Source organism: Arthrobacter sp. R4 (genome assembly GCF_051365025.1).
GTDB lineage: Bacteria > Actinomycetota > Actinomycetes > Actinomycetales > Micrococcaceae > Arthrobacter.
Genome location: NZ_JBLWIJ010000022.1, coordinates 91,730 through 107,572, shown reverse-complemented (window position 1 = coordinate 107,572; position 15,843 = coordinate 91,730). Strand labels below are relative to the sequence as shown.

14 protein-coding genes are annotated in these 15,843 nt (G+C 65.4%); 9 read left to right on the top strand and 5 right to left on the bottom strand.

What is annotated here, in order from left to right:
* Nucleotides 1–106: 106 nt before the first annotated feature.
* The 3 genes from sucB (at nucleotide 107) to ACLKOZ_RS14530 (ending at nucleotide 3,008) form a co-directional block, all read left to right on the top strand.
* Entirely contained in the window at nucleotides 107–1,852 is a 1,746-nt protein-coding gene (gene sucB / locus ACLKOZ_RS14540; protein WP_436475968.1) for a 2-oxoglutarate dehydrogenase, E2 component, dihydrolipoamide succinyltransferase, read from the top strand.
* Nucleotides 1,853–2,019: 167 nt separating this feature from the next.
* A complete protein-coding gene (locus ACLKOZ_RS14535) occupies nucleotides 2,020–2,370 on the top strand; it encodes a hypothetical protein (RefSeq protein WP_436475966.1) in 351 nt (116 codons plus the stop codon).
* Between the two features lie 209 nt (nucleotides 2,371–2,579).
* Nucleotides 2,580–3,008, top strand: a complete 429-nt coding sequence (locus tag ACLKOZ_RS14530) for an OsmC family protein (RefSeq protein WP_436475965.1) — start codon at nucleotides 2,580–2,582, stop codon at nucleotides 3,006–3,008.
* A 115-nt stretch (nucleotides 3,009–3,123) separates the two neighbouring features.
* Here the strand turns inward: ACLKOZ_RS14530 and ACLKOZ_RS14525 are convergent, their stop codons facing one another.
* Complete coding sequence (locus tag ACLKOZ_RS14525) at nucleotides 3,124–6,615, bottom strand: S41 family peptidase (protein WP_436475963.1); 3,492 nt, start codon at nucleotides 6,613–6,615, stop codon at nucleotides 3,124–3,126.
* 74 nt (nucleotides 6,616–6,689) lie between these two features.
* Here ACLKOZ_RS14525 and ACLKOZ_RS14520 point away from each other — a divergent pair, with 74 nt between their 5' ends.
* Nucleotides 6,690–7,577, top strand: coding sequence for a TIGR01777 family oxidoreductase (locus ACLKOZ_RS14520; protein ID WP_436475961.1), 888 nt, complete (start codon nucleotides 6,690–6,692; stop codon nucleotides 7,575–7,577).
* Nucleotides 7,578–7,595: 18 nt separating this feature from the next.
* On the opposite strand, the gene ACLKOZ_RS14515 is transcribed toward ACLKOZ_RS14520, so the two are convergent.
* A complete protein-coding gene (locus tag ACLKOZ_RS14515) occupies nucleotides 7,596–9,362 on the bottom strand; it encodes a protein kinase domain-containing protein (protein ID WP_436475959.1) in 1,767 nt (588 codons plus the stop codon).
* Between the two features lie 137 nt (nucleotides 9,363–9,499).
* Here ACLKOZ_RS14515 and lipB point away from each other — a divergent pair, with 137 nt between their 5' ends.
* The 4 genes from lipB (at nucleotide 9,500) to ACLKOZ_RS14495 (ending at nucleotide 12,463) form a co-directional block, all read left to right on the top strand.
* The gene (gene lipB, locus ACLKOZ_RS14510) at nucleotides 9,500–10,168 is read left to right on the top strand and encodes a lipoyl(octanoyl) transferase LipB (RefSeq protein ID WP_436475957.1); all 669 of its coding nucleotides are present in this window, start codon (nucleotides 9,500–9,502) and stop codon (nucleotides 10,166–10,168) included.
* Nucleotides 10,165–11,172 carry a lipoyl synthase gene (lipA, locus tag ACLKOZ_RS14505; protein WP_131134238.1) on the top strand — a complete coding sequence of 336 codons (1,008 nt, stop codon included), beginning with the start codon at nucleotides 10,165–10,167 and terminating at the stop codon, nucleotides 11,170–11,172. Before lipB ends, lipA begins: the two co-directional genes overlap by 4 nt.
* Nucleotides 11,173–11,258: 86 nt before the next feature.
* Complete coding sequence (locus tag ACLKOZ_RS14500) at nucleotides 11,259–12,011, top strand: DUF4191 domain-containing protein (protein WP_436475955.1); 753 nt, start codon at nucleotides 11,259–11,261, stop codon at nucleotides 12,009–12,011.
* Between the two features lie 95 nt (nucleotides 12,012–12,106).
* Nucleotides 12,107–12,463 (top strand): DUF3817 domain-containing protein, encoded by a 357-nt coding sequence (locus tag ACLKOZ_RS14495; protein WP_436475953.1) that lies wholly within the window; start codon nucleotides 12,107–12,109, stop codon nucleotides 12,461–12,463.
* Between the two features lie 9 nt (nucleotides 12,464–12,472).
* On the opposite strand, the gene ACLKOZ_RS14490 is transcribed toward ACLKOZ_RS14495, so the two are convergent.
* Nucleotides 12,473–12,910 (bottom strand): RDD family protein, encoded by a 438-nt coding sequence (locus ACLKOZ_RS14490; RefSeq protein WP_337351465.1) that lies wholly within the window; start codon nucleotides 12,908–12,910, stop codon nucleotides 12,473–12,475.
* Between the two features lie 261 nt (nucleotides 12,911–13,171).
* On the opposite strand from ACLKOZ_RS14490, the gene glnA reads away from it, so the two are divergent.
* Nucleotides 13,172–14,596 (top strand): type I glutamate--ammonia ligase, encoded by a 1,425-nt coding sequence (gene glnA, locus ACLKOZ_RS14485; RefSeq protein ID WP_337351466.1) that lies wholly within the window; start codon nucleotides 13,172–13,174, stop codon nucleotides 14,594–14,596.
* 219 nt (nucleotides 14,597–14,815) lie between these two features.
* On the opposite strand, the gene ACLKOZ_RS14480 is transcribed toward glnA, so the two are convergent.
* Both ACLKOZ_RS14480 and ACLKOZ_RS14475 read right to left on the bottom strand, forming a co-directional pair.
* Nucleotides 14,816–15,385, bottom strand: coding sequence for a GNAT family N-acetyltransferase (locus ACLKOZ_RS14480; protein ID WP_436476110.1), 570 nt, complete (start codon nucleotides 15,383–15,385; stop codon nucleotides 14,816–14,818).
* Nucleotides 15,382–15,825: a VOC family protein gene (locus tag ACLKOZ_RS14475; RefSeq protein WP_436475950.1), complete on the bottom strand. Its 444-nt coding sequence runs from the start codon at nucleotides 15,823–15,825 to the stop codon at nucleotides 15,382–15,384. Before ACLKOZ_RS14475 ends, ACLKOZ_RS14480 begins: the two co-directional genes overlap by 4 nt.
* Nucleotides 15,826–15,843 lie beyond the last annotated feature (18 nt).

Sequence of the window (15,843 nt, the reverse complement as noted above, 5' to 3'; positions counted from 1 at the left end):
CAAGACAACAGGGCTTAGTGCACCCGGCATGATCCGTCGGGTGCACTAAGCTCGAACAAGCCAGCAATCATCCGCACAAAAGATCAATAAGGAGAACGGGGACGACATGTCTGAATCCGTTAACTTGCCCGCCCTCGGTGAGAGTGTCACCGAAGGAACCGTCACCCGCTGGCTCAAGCAGGTAGGTGACCGGGTAGAGGTGGACGAGCCGCTGCTCGAGGTTTCCACCGACAAAGTAGACACCGAAATCCCCTCTCCGATTGCTGGTGTGATTGAGGAAATCCTCGTCGCCGAAGACGAGACCGCCGAAGTTGGCGCTCCCCTGGTGCGCATCGGCGATGGAGCAGGTTCCTCGGCACCGGAGGCAGCCGCCCCGGCCGAAGAAGCTCCCGCGGCTCCTGCCGAAGAAGCGCCCGCCGAAGAGGCCCCGGCAGCTCCGGCTCAGGAGGCTCCCGCAGCTGAGGCTCCCGCAGCTGAGGCTCCCGCGGCAACCGGCGGCGAGGGCCACGAGGTCACTCTCCCGGCCCTCGGCGAAAGCGTTACTGAAGGAACCGTCACCCGCTGGCTCAAGGCAGTAGGCGACTCCGTCGAGGTGGACGAGCCCCTCCTCGAGGTTTCCACCGATAAGGTCGACACCGAAATCCCGTCCCCCGTAGCTGGAACGCTGCAGGAAATCCGCGTGAACGAGGACGAGACCGCCGAGGTTGGCTCGGTGCTGGCCGTCATCGGTTCCGGTGCCTCCGCCCCTGCGGCAGCCCCCGCCGCCGCTCCCGCTCCGGCCGCCGAGGCTAAGGCGGAAGCTCCGGCCCCGGCTGCCGCTGAGGCACCCAAGCCTGAAGCGCCCAAGGCTGAGGCACCCAAGGCGGAAGCTCCCCAGGCTGAAGCGCCCAAGCCGGCCGCTGAGGCCGCACCGGCCACATCAGGTGCCGAATCCGGCTACGTCACGCCGCTGGTCCGCAAGCTCGCAAACCAGCAGGGAGTAGACATCTCCTCGCTCACGGGCACCGGCGTTGGTGGCCGCATCCGCAAGCAGGATGTCATCGCCGCCGCGGAAGCAAAGGCTGCCCCGGCTGCTGCTCCGTCAGCACCGGCGGCATCCGCTGCGCCGGCTGGCCCGGCTGCTTCTTCGCTGCGCGGAACCACTCAGAAGGCTCCCCGCATCCGCCAGGTGATCGCCCGCCGCATGCGCGAGTCCCTTGAGGTCTCCACCCAGCTCACGCAGGTGCACGAAGTGGACATGACCAAGGTCGCCAAGCTCCGCCTCAAGGCCAAGAACTCGTTCCAGGCCCAGAACGGCGTCAAGCTCACCTTCCTGCCGTTCATCGCCAAGGCAGTTGCCGAGGCCCTCAAGCAGCACCCGAAGCTGAACGCTGCGTACGACGAGGACAAGCAGGAAATCACGTACCACAACGCCGAGCACCTGGCGATCGCCGTGGACACCGACAAGGGCCTGCTGGTTCCGGTCATCTCGGACGCCGGTAACCTCAACCTGGCTGGCCTGGCCGGCAAGATCGCCGACGTCGCCGGCCGCACCCGCGACGGCAAGATCGGCCCGGACGAGCTGTCCGGCGGCACCTTCAGCATCACCAACATCGGATCGGTCGGCGCACTGTTCGACACCCCGATCATCAACCAGCCGCAGGTTGGCATCCTGGGCACCGGCGCGATCGTCAAGCGCCCGGTGGTGGTGGCCGATGAGAACGGCGATGACTCGATCGCCATCCGCTCCATGATGTACCTGTCGCTGACGTACGACCACCGCTTGGTGGACGGCGCAGACGCAGGCCGCTTCCTGCAGACGCTGAAGGCCCGCCTTGAAGAAGGCGCCTTCGAGGCTGACCTGGGCCTGTAGCCCCAGCTTCGGAACGCTCGACGGCGGTGCACGCGCCGGTGGGAAACCACCGGAAAGCGCGCACCGCCGTCGCGGTTTAACGGTTCCGCCCGATGCTGGCCGCACGACACGGCAAGACCCGGCCAGCCTTACTACACGGCGTAGAAACCTCTGGCTAGACTGAAGCCATGATTATCGTCTACAACATCATGGTTTTCCTGCACATCGTTGGCGCCGCCATGATCGTCGGCATCTGGATCGGCAACATGAAGAAGCCCACTGTCCACCCCCGGCAGTTCGACGGCGCGGCGCTTCAGCTCATCACCGGCATCGTGATGATGGGGCTGATCCCGGCCCTGGACATGGACGCGAATTACGCCAAGCTGGGCATTAAGTTCGCGATTGCCCTGGCTGTCGGCGTGCTGGCCTTCATCGGCCGCCGCAAATACAAAAACGGCGAGGATATCAGCATGGGCCTGGCGCACAGCGTGGGCGGGCTTGCACTGCTCAACGTGGCCATCGCCACCTTGTGGAACTGACCGCCTTCCAGCCAAAGCCCGACGGCGCCGCTCCCCTCGTCCGGGAACGGCGCCGTCGCGCTTAAGCCGCAAAGATCAAGCTTTGGGCGGTCACAATCCACTGAGAGCGGACAGCCCGTGCATGGGTGCCCGCGAGTCCCTAGGATGGGAACCGGCGGGGCCCCAGGCAGGAGCCGGCCCCGGTTCGAATCTACGTTTGAGGAGTGGACATGGCAGCAACGCGCAGCGCACACACAGTATGGAATGGCGACCTCTTTGCAGGATCGGGTCAGACCACGCTGGACAGCTCAGGACTGGGCACGTTCGACGTCACTTGGAAGGCACGCACCGAAGCTGCCGAAGGCAAGACCAGCCCGGAAGAGCTGATCGCCGCCGCCCACGCAAGCTGTTTCTCGATGGCGTTCAGCAACATGCTCGCCCAGGCCGGGCACACCCCGGACGAGGTCCGCACCAAGGCTGACGTGACCTTCGTTCCGGGCACCGGCATCACCGGCAGCCACCTGACCGTCTCTGCCACCGTCCCCGGCATCTCTGACGAGGAGTTCCAGAAAATCGCCGGCGAGGCCAAGGTTGGCTGCCCCGTATCCGGAGCGCTTGCCAGCATCGACATCACCCTGGATGCAACCCTGGAGTCCTGATCCAGGGAATCAGCAGCATATCCAGCAGCTGAAACCTCAAGGCCCTGCCTCAACCGGATTACCGGTTGAAGCAGGGCCTTTTTGGTGTGTGAGCCTTTCTGGCTGCGGCGTGCGGTCAGTCCACGTGACGGCGGGCCGGCAACGGCGCGGGCTTGAGCCTGCGGTAGCCTTCGCGGACCGGCGGGCGGTCCGTGGGCAGCTCTTGGATCATTTCCTTCAGTGCGCCGATCCCGTATTCCAACTGGGGGTCGCGGCCAGCGGCATAGGCGTGCGGCGGGTACGCAACCTCGATATCCGGGTCCACACCGTAGTTCTCAACGCCCCAGCCCACGCCACCGCCGAACCAGGTGGCGTACCGGGGCTGGGTAACCCCTGTGCCGTCGGCGAGCGAGAACCTGTTGTCGATCCCGACGACACCACCCCAGGTGCGCGTACCAATCACGGGGCCAATGCCCCGGAGCTTGGAAACCTGCGTGATGATGTCGCCGTCGGAGCCCGCGAATTCATCAGCCAGGACGATCACCGGCCCGCGCGGGGCGTGATGCGGGTAGGTGCGCGGCGCCTCACCGCGGGGCATGCTCCAGCCGGTAACCTTGCGGCCGATCAGCTCCGCTACCAGCTGGGAGGTGTGCCCGCCGCGGTTGCGCCTGACGTCCACGATCAGCCCGTCAAGCGCCGTTTCCGTATCAAGGTCGCGGTGCAGCTGGGCCCAGCCGTTGGCCATCATGTCCGGAATGTGCAGGTAGCCGAATGAACCGCCTGATGCCTCGCGCACGGTTCGCCTGTTCGCGGCCACCCATTCCTGGTAGCGCAGGCGCTCCTCGTCCTTGACCGGGACGACGGCGATGCGCCGTTGGGTGCCGGCCGCAGGGCCGTGGCCAGGACCGTTGCGGAGCGTGAGTTCCACGGCACGGCCCGCTGCGCCTACGAGTTGCATGGCGGGCGTCACCGTGGCCGAGAGCGGGACACCATCGATGGCCAGCAGGAGGTCCCCTGCCTTGGCCCCTGCGCCGGGGCGGGTCAGTGGGGACGTTGCCAGCGGATCCGAGGATTCGCCGGCCAGGATCCGGGTAATCTCCCATCCGGCAGGCGTCAACGCGAGATCGGCTCCGAGGCGTCCCTGGCCGTTGCTGCCGTTCTCCGTCACCGGGGCAGGCCGGACGTACGCGTGCGACGTGCCGAGCTCGCCATGGAGTTCCCACAGCAGGTCCACGAGGTCGTCGTGGGAGCCGAGGCGGTGCACGAGGGGGCGGTAGCGCTTATGGATGGAGTCCCAGTCCTGGCCTGCCATGTCTTCAGCCCAGAAGAAGTCACGCTGCAGCCTCCACGCTTCATCGAACGCCTGGCCCCAGACGCTGAGCGGATCCATCATCACCCGGATGCGGCCCAGGTCAACCTTGACCAGCTGCCCCGAGTCCTCGTCAGCTTTCGCCCCTGACGGGACCACGCTGACCTTCTTGTCATGGACCAGGACAACCTTCTTGCCGTCTCCGGACAGGCGGTAGCTGTCGAGGGCGTCCACCAGGGTCACCGTCTTCCGCTTCGCAAGGTCGAAGCGGACCAGGCTGGGCGGTGTGTCCTTGTCCTCTTGGTTGGCCTTGCCGTCGCCGGTGACACCGGCCAGGGCCCAGTCCAGCCAGAGCAGCGCGCCCTCCGTGGCCCTGAGCGAAGTGTAATTCCCCTGCGGAACGGGCACGCCGATGACCCGGTGCGCCAGGCCTTCTGCGTCAACCTGTACTTCCGGTGCGCGGGCGGCGCCCTCTGGGCCGGCCGCTGAATCTGTGGCGGATTCAATGTCCTCGGTGGCTCCGTCCAAGGCAACGGCCGGACCGAACGGGGATGGCGTATCAGCTGCCAGCGCCACCAGGTAGGGCTTGATGGGGCTGGGGAACGACAGGTCGAAGGAGTGGCCGTCGTAAACGGGGTCAAAGCTGCGGTTGGAGAGGAAGGCGAGGAACTTGCCATCCGGGGTGAAGCTGGGTGACTTGTCGCAGAAGCGTCCATCAGTGACATCAACCACGGCGGCGTCCTTGCCTCCGACCTGGACGAGCCGGAGCCTGCTGCGCGAGCCAAACGAGGTGACAGGTTCGGACCAGGCGAGCCAGCGGGAATCGGCTGACCAGCTCAGCTCCGAGATGGTTCCTTCGCCGATGCTGGCCACGAGGGAAAGTTCGCCGGTGGACGCCTCTGCGACATAGACGTCGCCGAAGGACGTACCCAGGGCCAGCCACCGGCCGTCGGGGCTGGCTTCCAGGGAGCTGGCCCGCGCGGGTTTGGCGAAGGCGATATGCATGGCTGCTGTGCCCGTGGATGCCGCTGCGGGCGCATCCTCGTCCTCAACGGGGGCGACGTCGGCCCGCGAGTCATCGCCCACCGGAACGTTGCCTGGTGCGGTGGCCACGGCGGCGACGCCGGCAGCTGGCACCGGACGTGGCAGTGCGTCCCCAGATTCAGCTGTGGCAGCGTCAGCTGGTCCGACGACGGGCACCACGCCAGCGGCTGCGGCAATGCCGGCCACCGGCCCGGCGATTTCCTTGATGTACAGGGCCTCAACGCCGTCGTGGTCGGCGACGTAGGCGAGGCGGCCGCCGTCGAGCGGCCTGGGGAGCCGTGCCCGGACGCCCGGAGTTGCCTCCACCACGCGGGAGGGGCCGTCTTTGTGGCGGATCCAGTGGATGGTGCCGTGGGCCTCCACCGCGCTGGCGGAGCCCGTGGCATCAGGAACGACGGCGCCGAGGTGCTTCTCCGTCTTCAGCAGGGCCGGGCGCCGGGACTGGGAGGCGGAGCCGAGGGAGATCTCCAGCCGCATTGCCTCGGAACTCAGGTCGTGGAGGACCCAGAGTTCTCCTGCGGATTCGAAGACGATCCGCTGCCCGTCCGAGGCTGCATGCCGGACGTAGAAGTCCTCGTGGTCGGTGTGCCGGCGCAGGTCGCCGCCGCCGGGCAGTACTGAGTACAGGTTTCCGAACCCTTCGTGGTCGGAGAGGAACGCGATCCGTCCGTCCACCCACATGGGATCGGTCAGGTTGCCGTCCAGCTCCGGGACGAGGCGTTCGAACTCGCCGTTGCCGTCGGAGTCGATCCAGAGCTTTCCTGCGGTGCCGCCGCGGTAGCGCTTCCACCAGGCGGGCTCGCGGGAGAGCACGCTGGCGAGGACCACGGGGCGTTCGTCGCCGATTTCCGGGCCGAAGGCAACAGATTCCACTGGACCGAACGGCAGTTCCTCAGCCCAGCCGCCGTCCACCGGGACGCTGTAGGCGTAGGTGTGCCGGCTCTCCGCCTGGCGGAAGGCACTGGTCACCAAAACGGCGCCGCCGGCGGTGAACCCTTTGACTTTGGTGCTGGCGTGGCCGAAGTAGGTAAGTTGCCGGTAGCCTCCGCCGTCAACCTCCGCGGTCACCACCTCAGGCGCTGTCCCCTGGACGACAGTCCAGACCAGGCGCTTGCCATCGGGCGTAAACCGGGGGTTGCGCGCAGGGAGCTGGAGGGAGGACACACGCCATGCCCTTCCTCCGCCAAGGGGCGCGATCCAAACGTCGTCCTCGGCCACGAAGGTGACCAGATCGCCGTGCACATGCGGGAATCGGAAGTAGCTCGAAGAGGTCATCGTTCGATCATAGTCAACTCCGCCGGGCCCTCTGGGAAGTGTCCGCGGGACGCTGCGCCGTGGTGAGATGGATCATGCGCATTGTTATTGCCGGGGCCTCCGGGCTCATTGGAACCCACCTGACCGGGGTCCTGCGCCACGCCGGCCATGAGGTAGTCACCCTTGTCCGGCGCGTGCCCACATCGGCGGCGGACGTCGCGTGGGATCCGGCCGCCCGCCGCCTCGATCCGGCAGCCCTGGACGGCAGCGACGCAGTGATCAACCTCTCCGGGGCGGGGATCGGCGACCGGCCGTGGACCCGCCGCCGGGTCGCGGAGCTGTTCAGGTCCCGCCTGGATGCCACGAGTACGCTGACGCAGGCAATGCACCAGCTGGATGCACCGCCGCATACGTTTATCAGCCAATCTGCGTCCGGCTACTACGGGGACGCCGGGAGCTCAGTGCTCAGGGAAGGCGCCCGGGCCGGTACCGGAATCCTTTCAAGGCTGTGTGTGGAATGGGAGGCAGCCGCCCACACGGCGCCAGCCGGGGTCCGGGTGGTGACTCCCCGGACCGGCGTGGTCTTCAGCCGCTCGGGCGGCGCCCTGGGCAAACTGCTCCCCCTGCTCCGTAGCGGGGTGGGCGGACCGTTAGGTCAGGGAAGGCAGTACTGGCCGTGGGTCACTTTGCCCGATGTCGCCTCGGCGTTTCAGTTTCTGCTCCATTCACGGCACGAGGGGCCGGTCAATGTCTGCGCCCCCGACAGCGCAGACGTTAATACCCTCATCGCTGCACTGGCGGCTGCGCTGCACCGGCCTGCACTGCTCCGCGTTCCCTCGCCTGCCCTGCGCCTGGTCATGGGGAAGCTGGCCGATGAGTTGCTGCTGCCCAGCCAGCGGATGGAGCCGGCAGCCCTGGCGGAGGGCGGGTTCCACTGGCAGCATGCGTCTGTGGAGCGTGCCGCTGCCTGGATAGCGTCCTGACCGGGCTGCGGTTTCCTGTCACGGCCCTGGCAGAATCTCAAGGATCCGCCACTTGCCCTCCACCTGGACAAGGACGAGCTTGAGCTGCTGGGCCGGGGCCGCGGGACCCTTTGCCACCAGTGCACCCGAGCGGTCCTGTTCCTCATAGGGTGACGCGGCCGAGGTGAGCGCTACCACCGCCTTATTGTCGTCACTGTCCGGAAGGACACGCACCTCGGACAGGAAGCTCGTGAAGCCGGCCAGGACATGGCCCGACGCGCGGAGCGGTCCGCCGATCTGCTCGTCCGCGGCTGCCGCCGTCGAGCCTTGCACATTGACCTGGTCCAGCAGTTCCAGACGTCCAGAACTGAAAGCCAAGGACCTCAGCGCTGCCAGGCCCTGGACAGCCTCTCCCGGGTCCGCCGCGCCCACCCGGGCAGTAATGTCCGCCGGGATTGTGGTTTCGGGCCTCACACCGGCCTGACTTTGACGGCTGGCCGTGCTGTCCGCCCGCCCGTGGTTGGGGGCAGGCGGAGCCTGGCCAACCGGAGCAACCAGCCACCAGGCAGCCGCGAGAACTGCCAGCATGGTCGCTACGATGGCGATCCTTACCGTACGGCCGGGCCGGCGAGGGGCCGACTGACTGTCCCTGTCGTTCGCCTTGGCCTTGGCCTTGGCCTTGGCCTGTGAACGAACCGCATGCGCGCCCAAGGCTTTGGAACGAGCCCGCTCGCCGTTGCGCTTGCCGGAAGCCTGGGTGGCGTCCATAGGCCTGGGCTCCCCTGGGCCCGCGTGCCGCCCGCCTGGACCTTTCTCGCCGGGAAAGGGCAGGCCCTGCCTGGCGCCAACCACACCGGACCATTTCGACGTGGACATCCGCCTCCGCAGGGCATGGAAAGATTCCCGAAGCCCTGTTCCCGAACGTTCGGGAACCGGGCGGCGGGTCAGGAGGTCCGGAAGAACACTGGGATGGACGGAGCCGGCCAAGTCAACAGGCAATGGAGCGGCACTGCGGTAGATCGCGACGGCCAGCTCAGCGGCAGAGGGCCTGCGGCGGCGGTCTTCGTGAAGGCCCGCTTCCAGGGCCTCGGCCAGTTCCGTGGGGACCTCGGGAAGGATCAGCGGAAGCGGCGGACGGTCGGCAGTCCGGGCCGGGGCCTCGCCGGTGAGGCAGTACCAGCCCAGCGCGGCGACGGAATAGACGTCCCGCTCCGGCTGCAGGCCCGCCCGCACCGCATCCACCCCTGCCGGGTCCATAAATCCCCGCGTGCCGTGGCCGGGCACCGCGGCGGGATCCCCGACCATCCGTGCGATGCCGACGTCGGCCAGCAATGGTTTGCCGTGGCTGGTGAACAGCACGTTGCCCGGCGATACGTCCGAGTGCGTGAAACCCCTGGAATGCAGAAAGCCCAGCACCTGCGCAATGGGCGTCAGCACGGTCACCGTCTCACCGACAGTGAGCTTTCCACGGCTGGACACGAGTTGGGCCAAGGAACCACCGGGGGCGTAATCCACCAACAGGCCAAGCACTTCGGAGGAACCGATCGACACACGGAGTACATCGTGGGCCTTGATGAGGTGCTGGTGGTCGAGCGCGGACAGGATGCGAACCTCCCGGCGGACATCACTTTCGGCCGTGGGCTTCGGGACCGGGCCTGGTCCTGGGGTTTCAGGCGCAAAGCACTTGAGCGCAAAGTCCCTGCCCGTGCGCTGCTCAGTCACAAGCCAGACGGTGGAGCTCCCGCCCCGACCCAGCTCGCGTCCCACGGTAAATCCGGGTAGCTCCGGAACTGCAGAATCAGCCATGGCTTATGTCTAGCGGAATCCGGCGGAAGCCGCAGAAGTTATCCACAGCCGGCCGGCTCGGGCCCGCCGGTGTTGGAGAAGTGAGAGCTTGGACACTAAACCGGAAGCAATGCCGGCCGGGGTCTAAGCTGGATGCCATGACTCTTGAGTTTTCCACGCTGGGTCTTGCACCGGATTTCGTTGATTACATGTGGGGCTGGGACACCCAGCGCGAACTCCATGACAAAGTCGTCGCTGCCGAGGCGCCCAGCACAGTCCTCATCCTTGAACATGCCGCTGTCTACACAGCCGGCAAACTGACCGAAGAGCACGAGCGTCCGCTGGACGGCACGCCTGTTGTGGCAGTGGACCGGGGTGGCAAGCTGACGTGGCACGGTCCCGGCCAGCTGATCGCCTATCCGATCCTCAAACTGAAGAACCGCTCGGGCATCCGCGACTACGTGGAACGGCTGGAAGCCATCATGATCGCCGTGATGGCTGACTACGGCATCAATGCAGAGCGCATCAAGGGACGTGCCGGCGTATGGATTAAGGCCGACAGCAAGGGACCGGACCGGAAGATCGCCGCAATCGGCATCCGGGTCCTGGACGGGGTCACAATGCATGGCATCGCCATCAACTGCAACAATGATCTGGCACCCTATGCCCAGATCATTGCCTGCGGCATCACTGACGCCGGAGTCACCACGATGTCCATCGAAGCCGGCAAGGACATCGCCCCCGGCGATATCGCTGACCGGCTCGTGGAAGAATTCCGCAAGCACGAAGAAGCACTCGTATCAAGCCCCGAAGGAGCTCTACTGTGACACTGGCACCAGAAGGCCGGAAGATGCTGCGCATTGAGCAGCGAAATGCGGCCACTCCGGTGGAGCGCAAGCCGGATTGGATCAAAGCCAAGGTCCAGATGGGCCCGGAATTTGTCCAGCTGAAGAACCTGGTCAAGAAGGAAGGCCTCCACACCGTCTGTGAGGAGGCCGGCTGTCCGAACATCTTCGAATGCTGGGAAGACAAAGAAGCCACCTTCCTGATCGGCGGCTCCGAGTGCACCCGGAGGTGCGACTTCTGCCAGATCGACACCGGCAAGCCGTCCCCGGTGGACATGTTCGAACCCACCAAGGTGGCCCGCTCCGTGCAGGCCATGCAGCTGCGTTACGCCACCGTCACCGGCGTGGCCCGCGACGACCTCGCTGATGAAGGTGTCTGGCTCTATGCCGAGACGGTCCGCAAGATCCACGAGCTCAACCCGGGCACCGGCGTCGAGCTTTTGATCCCTGACTTCTCCGGCAAGCCCGAGCACATCGAGGCGATCTGCGATTCCAAGCCCGAGGTATTCGCGCACAACGTCGAGACCGTGCCGAGGATCTTCAAGCGGATCCGCCCGGCGTTCCGGTACGACCGCTCGCTGGATGTCATCACGCAAGGACGTAACCTGGGCATGGTCACCAAGTCCAACCTGATCCTGGGCATGGGCGAGACCCGCGAGGAAATTTCCGAGGCGCTCCGTGACCTGCATGAGGCCGGCTGCGACCTGATCACCATCACCCAGTACCTGCGGCCGTCCGAACGGCACCTCCCGGTGGACCGCTGGGTCAAGCCGCAGGAATTCGTTGACCTCCAGCAGGAAGCGGACGAAATCGGGTTCCTCGGGGTCATGTCCGGGCCGCTGGTCCGATCCTCCTACCGCGCCGGCCGGCTTTGGGCCACCGCAATGCGCAAGAAGGGCTGGGAAATCCCGGCCGAACTCGCCCACATCGAAAGCTCCGGCAGCACCCGTCAGGAAGCCAGCTCGCTGCTCGCAGCGCATTCCTGACCACACAGCTGTTGTGCCTGAGGGCCGGCGCCGGGCGTTCTCCGGCGTCCGGCCCTCAGGCATAAATCACGTAGAATTAAGGCACTATGGCGAAATCCCCTGATTCCAGCAACTCCACTCCGGCGGCCTCAGACGCCCCGAAGCGTGGCCTCTTCTCGCGCAAGCCAAAAGAAGCAAAGGTCAAGAAGCCCAGCCGGCTCAAGCAAATCGGCGAGGTCTTCAACATGACCCGCCGCCACGACCCCATGGTGCCGTGGCTGATGCTGCTGGTTTTCCTGGGCGTTGTGGCACTCAGCTTCCTGGTGGGTTTCTGGCTGGACAACTGGATCACCGGCCTGATCATCGGCATTCCGCTGGGCCTGCTCGGCGCAACCCTGATCCTGTCCCGGCGCGCCGAACGGGCAGCGTTCGCGCAGATCGAGAACCAGCCTGGTGCCTCGGGAGCGGCCTTGGGGACGCTGAAGCGCGGCTGGATCACCGAGGACCAGCCAGTAGCAGTCAACCCACGCACCCAGGATGCCGTGTTCCGCGCCGTCGGCCGTCCCGGCGTCGTTCTTGTCAGCGAAGGGCCAACCCACCGCGTCAAACCGTTGCTTGATGCCGAACGCAAGCGCCTCGCCCGGATCCTGCCCAATGTCACGGTCCACGTGATTGAGAGCGGCCGCGGCGAAGGCCAGGTGCCCATCAGCCAGGTGGCCAAGAACATGGGCAAGCTGAAAAAGGAACTTACCAAACTTGAGGTCAATGCGGTGTCGAAGCGGATTTCGTCACTGGGCAACCGCCTCCCCATTCCCAAGGGCATCGACCCTTACAAAGCGCGTCCCAACCGCGGACGCTAGGACCCATGGAGCCGTCCCGGTTCCGGCCAACGCCGGCACCGGGACGGCTTTCTTTTGTCGCCACGTTGCCGCAATCTACCTCAGAGATTGGACCCATGACTATGCCGCTGAAAACAGTGACCGTCCGCGCTTTCCGGATCCTCGCGATCGCCGAAGCCTTCAGTTGGGCCGCGCTGCTGACGGGCATGTATTTCAAGTGGATCGCCAAGACCAGCGAGCTGGGCGTGGAAATCGCAGGCCCCATCCACGGAGCACTCTTCGTCGGCTACGGCATCGCAGCCCTCGCCCTGTGGCGGCTCCAGCGCTGGCCGTTCACGGTCGCCCTGTTCGCCGGCCTGTCAGCAGTCTTCCCCTTCGCGACCATCGCCTTTGAGCGCTGGGCCGGAAAGCGGGGGTACCTCAGCGAGCGTGCCACCGAGCACACCGACGCCAAGGAAACAGCCGGGGTCTAAGGACCGCGCCTATCGCCGGACCAAGACCGTGTTCATTGCCTTGTCGTGGAGGCCGCGGTGGTCCGGATCGAAGATAACGGCCGGAATCACGAGGCACAGAAGCAGTGCGCGCACCACGGCGGCCAACGGACCGGCGGGGCCGCCGCCCAGCCGCACCACGTGGATCCCTACCAGTCGGTGGCCGATGCTGTAGCCGAGCGTGCCCACGAGGAGCATCTGTTCGGCGGCAAAGACGGCAAGGTTTGCCCAGGGGTCGCCACCAAAGGCGAAGTTGCTGATCAGCAGGGCAATGCCCCAATCAACGAGTATCGCTACAATGCGCCGGCCGGCCCGTGCGATGGAGCCTGGACCGGTCTCGGGCAAGCCGAGGCGCTCCCCCGGGTACCTTGAGATACCGGAGGTGTCCGGTCCGGTGAGCCAGGAGCCAATGTCTTTGCGATTTACCACTGTCCAAGCTTACCGACTCACCAACGTTCATACTGTGGAACCTGTTAGACCACAGTATGGACACGGGATAGCGTTGCCATAACAGGGCATTCTGTAACCTGCCCGAAACAATGTGGACACGGACGAGAAATGCCATGTCCATAGGCTGGGTGCAGTTTCAAGCAATACCACCAAGCAGGGAAACTGCGTTTCCCTGCCCTTCGGATTGCGCTGGATCAGATGGCTTGCCAGCCAGATATTACATATGCGTTAGGAGCATAGATGTTCAAGAATGCGGACGAAGTCCTCAAGTTCATCAAGGACGAAGATATTAAATTCGTCGATATCCGCTTCACCGACCTCCCGGGCGTCCAGCAGCACTTCAATGTGCCGGCCAAGAGCGTTGACGCAGACTTCTTCGTCAACGGCCAGCTCTTCGACGGATCTTCCATCCGCGGCTTCCAGGGCATCGCCGAGTCCGACATGCAGCTGATCCCGGACGTCACCACCGCATTCCTGGACACCTTCCGCATGGAAAAGACGCTGGCGCTGAACTTCTCCATCGTGAACCCGCGCACCGGCGACCCGTACCACCGCGACCCGCGTGGCGTTGCTGAGAAGGCCGAAGCCTACCTCGCCTCCACCGGCATCGCCGACACCGCATTCTTCGCACCCGAGGCCGAGTTCTTCGTCTTCGACAACGTCCAGTACCAGTCCTCCCCGCAGGGCAGCTTCTACAAGATCGACTCTGAAGAAGCACACTGGAACACCGGCCGCGAAGAAGAAGGCGGAAACCTGGGCTACAAGACCCCCGTCAAGGGCGGTTACTTCCCGGTCTCCCCCACCGACAAGCAGGCCGACCTGCGCGACGCCATGTGTGTCGCCCTGGACGAGGCCGGCCTTGAGGTCGAGCGCAGCCACCACGAAGTCGGCTCCGCCGGCCAGGCTGAGATCAACTACAAGTTCACCACCCTGACCCACGCTGCTGATGACCTGCAGAAGTTCAAGTACGTCATCAAGAACACGGCCGACGCCTGGGGCAAGTCCGTGACGTTCATGCCGAAGCCGGTCTTCGGTGACAACGGCTCGGGCATGCACTGCCACCAGTCGCTGTGGAGCAACGGCGAGCCGCTGTTCTACGACGAGAAGGGCTACGCCGGCCTGTCCGACACCGCCCGCTGGTACATCGGCGGCCTGCTGAAGCACGCCGACGCCGTCCTGGCCTTCACCAACCCGACGGTGAACTCCTACCGCCGCCTGGTCAAGGGCTTCGAAGCCCCCGTGAATATGGTTTACTCGCAGGGCAACCGCTCCGCCGGTATCCGCATCCCGATCACGGGCACCAACCCCAAGGCCAAGCGCATCGAGTTCCGCGCGCCGGACCCCTCCTCCAACCCGTACCTGGCATTCGCTGCCCAGCTGATGGCCGGCATTGACGGCATCCGCAACCGCATCGAACCCCCGGCTCCGATCGACAAGGACCTCTACGAGCTCCCCGCCGAAGAAGCCAAGGACATCCCCAAGGCTCCGGGCACCCTCGAGGAGGCCCTGACGGCACTGGCTGCGGACAACGAGTTCCTGCAGGCCGGCGGTGTGTTCACCCAGGACCTGATCGACACCTGGATTGAGTACAAGTACGAGAACGAGATCAAGCCGCTCTCGCTGCGCCCGAACCCGTACGAGTTCGAGCTCTACTACGGCGTCTAGCACCCACAGCTGAACACCGGTTCAGCCACCAGAGTCCGCCCGGGCGGCCAGCATTGCGCTGGCGGCCCGGGCGGACTCTTTTGTGACCCGAAGGTGGAGGCTGACTCCAGACGTGCTGAGACCGGGAGCCAGCCCCCTGGCATGTGCTCCCCGAGACGAAGACTTTTCAAGCCTTCCCCCCAACAAGGTTTGAAGAACACCGCCAATCCACATGATCTGTCAATGTGGGGCCTGAAGCAATGGCAAACCGCCGGGCGACTGCTTGCTGAAACTGCGGAACATCGTCCGCTGCGGCCCGGAACCGCCGCCTAAGTACTGTCCGTGGTCAACGAACCCGGCGTTGAGGTACGCAGCCAGCCCCGCCGGATTGCGCTCGTTGACGGAAAGCACGACGCCGGCCTCGCCGCTTCCCTGCCTCGCCGTCAGTTTCGCAGCGGCTTCCACAGCCGCTGCCGCAGCGAGCCGGCCGAGGCCCAAGCCTTGGTGCCGCCTGTCTATCAGGAAACCCCTCAGGAGCCACGCGGAGTGGTCGTCAGGCCACCCTGCAAGGCGGGCAGCCCCTGCCTGGAGGGTCAGCACGCCAACCGCCTCCCCGCCGGCCTCGATAACATAAGGCCGCCTGGACTGCTCCGCGAGGCCGGCCAGTGCCAGCCGCAGCGGATCGCCCACGAAATCCAGCTGCCCCGGTGCCAGTTCCAGCAGGGCCACCGCGCCGAGCTGGATTGCGCACGCATCCGGCCCCAGGTCGTCGAGGGCAATGAGCCAGACTGACTGCGCTTCGCCGTTCAGGTGCCTGGCGTTTCGGTGTCCCCCGCCGGTGCGCCCTCCGCCGGCGGGCCCGCGGGGTCCATCCACATAACCTCCCAGAGGTGCCCGTCAGGATCTTGGAAGCTGTGGTTGTACATAAAGCCGTAGTCCTGCACTTCCTGAGAGGGGGTGCCGCCGGCAGCGATGGCCTTGCGGACGGTTTCGTCCACGGCTTCCTTGCTGTCTACCGAGAACGCCATGATGGCCTCGGTGGAACCGGTGGCATCGGTGAGGTCCTTGGTGGTGAAGGTTTTGAAAAAGCCCTCAACAAGGAGCATCACAAAGGCGTTCTCGTTGATGATCATGCAGGTGGCATTTTCATCGGTGTAGTCCGGGTTGAAGGAAAAGCCAAGGGCGGTGAAGAAGTCGACCGACCTCTTCAAATCCTTCACGGGCAGATTCACGTAGATTTGCTTAGCCATGGGCCCCAACGTAGCACT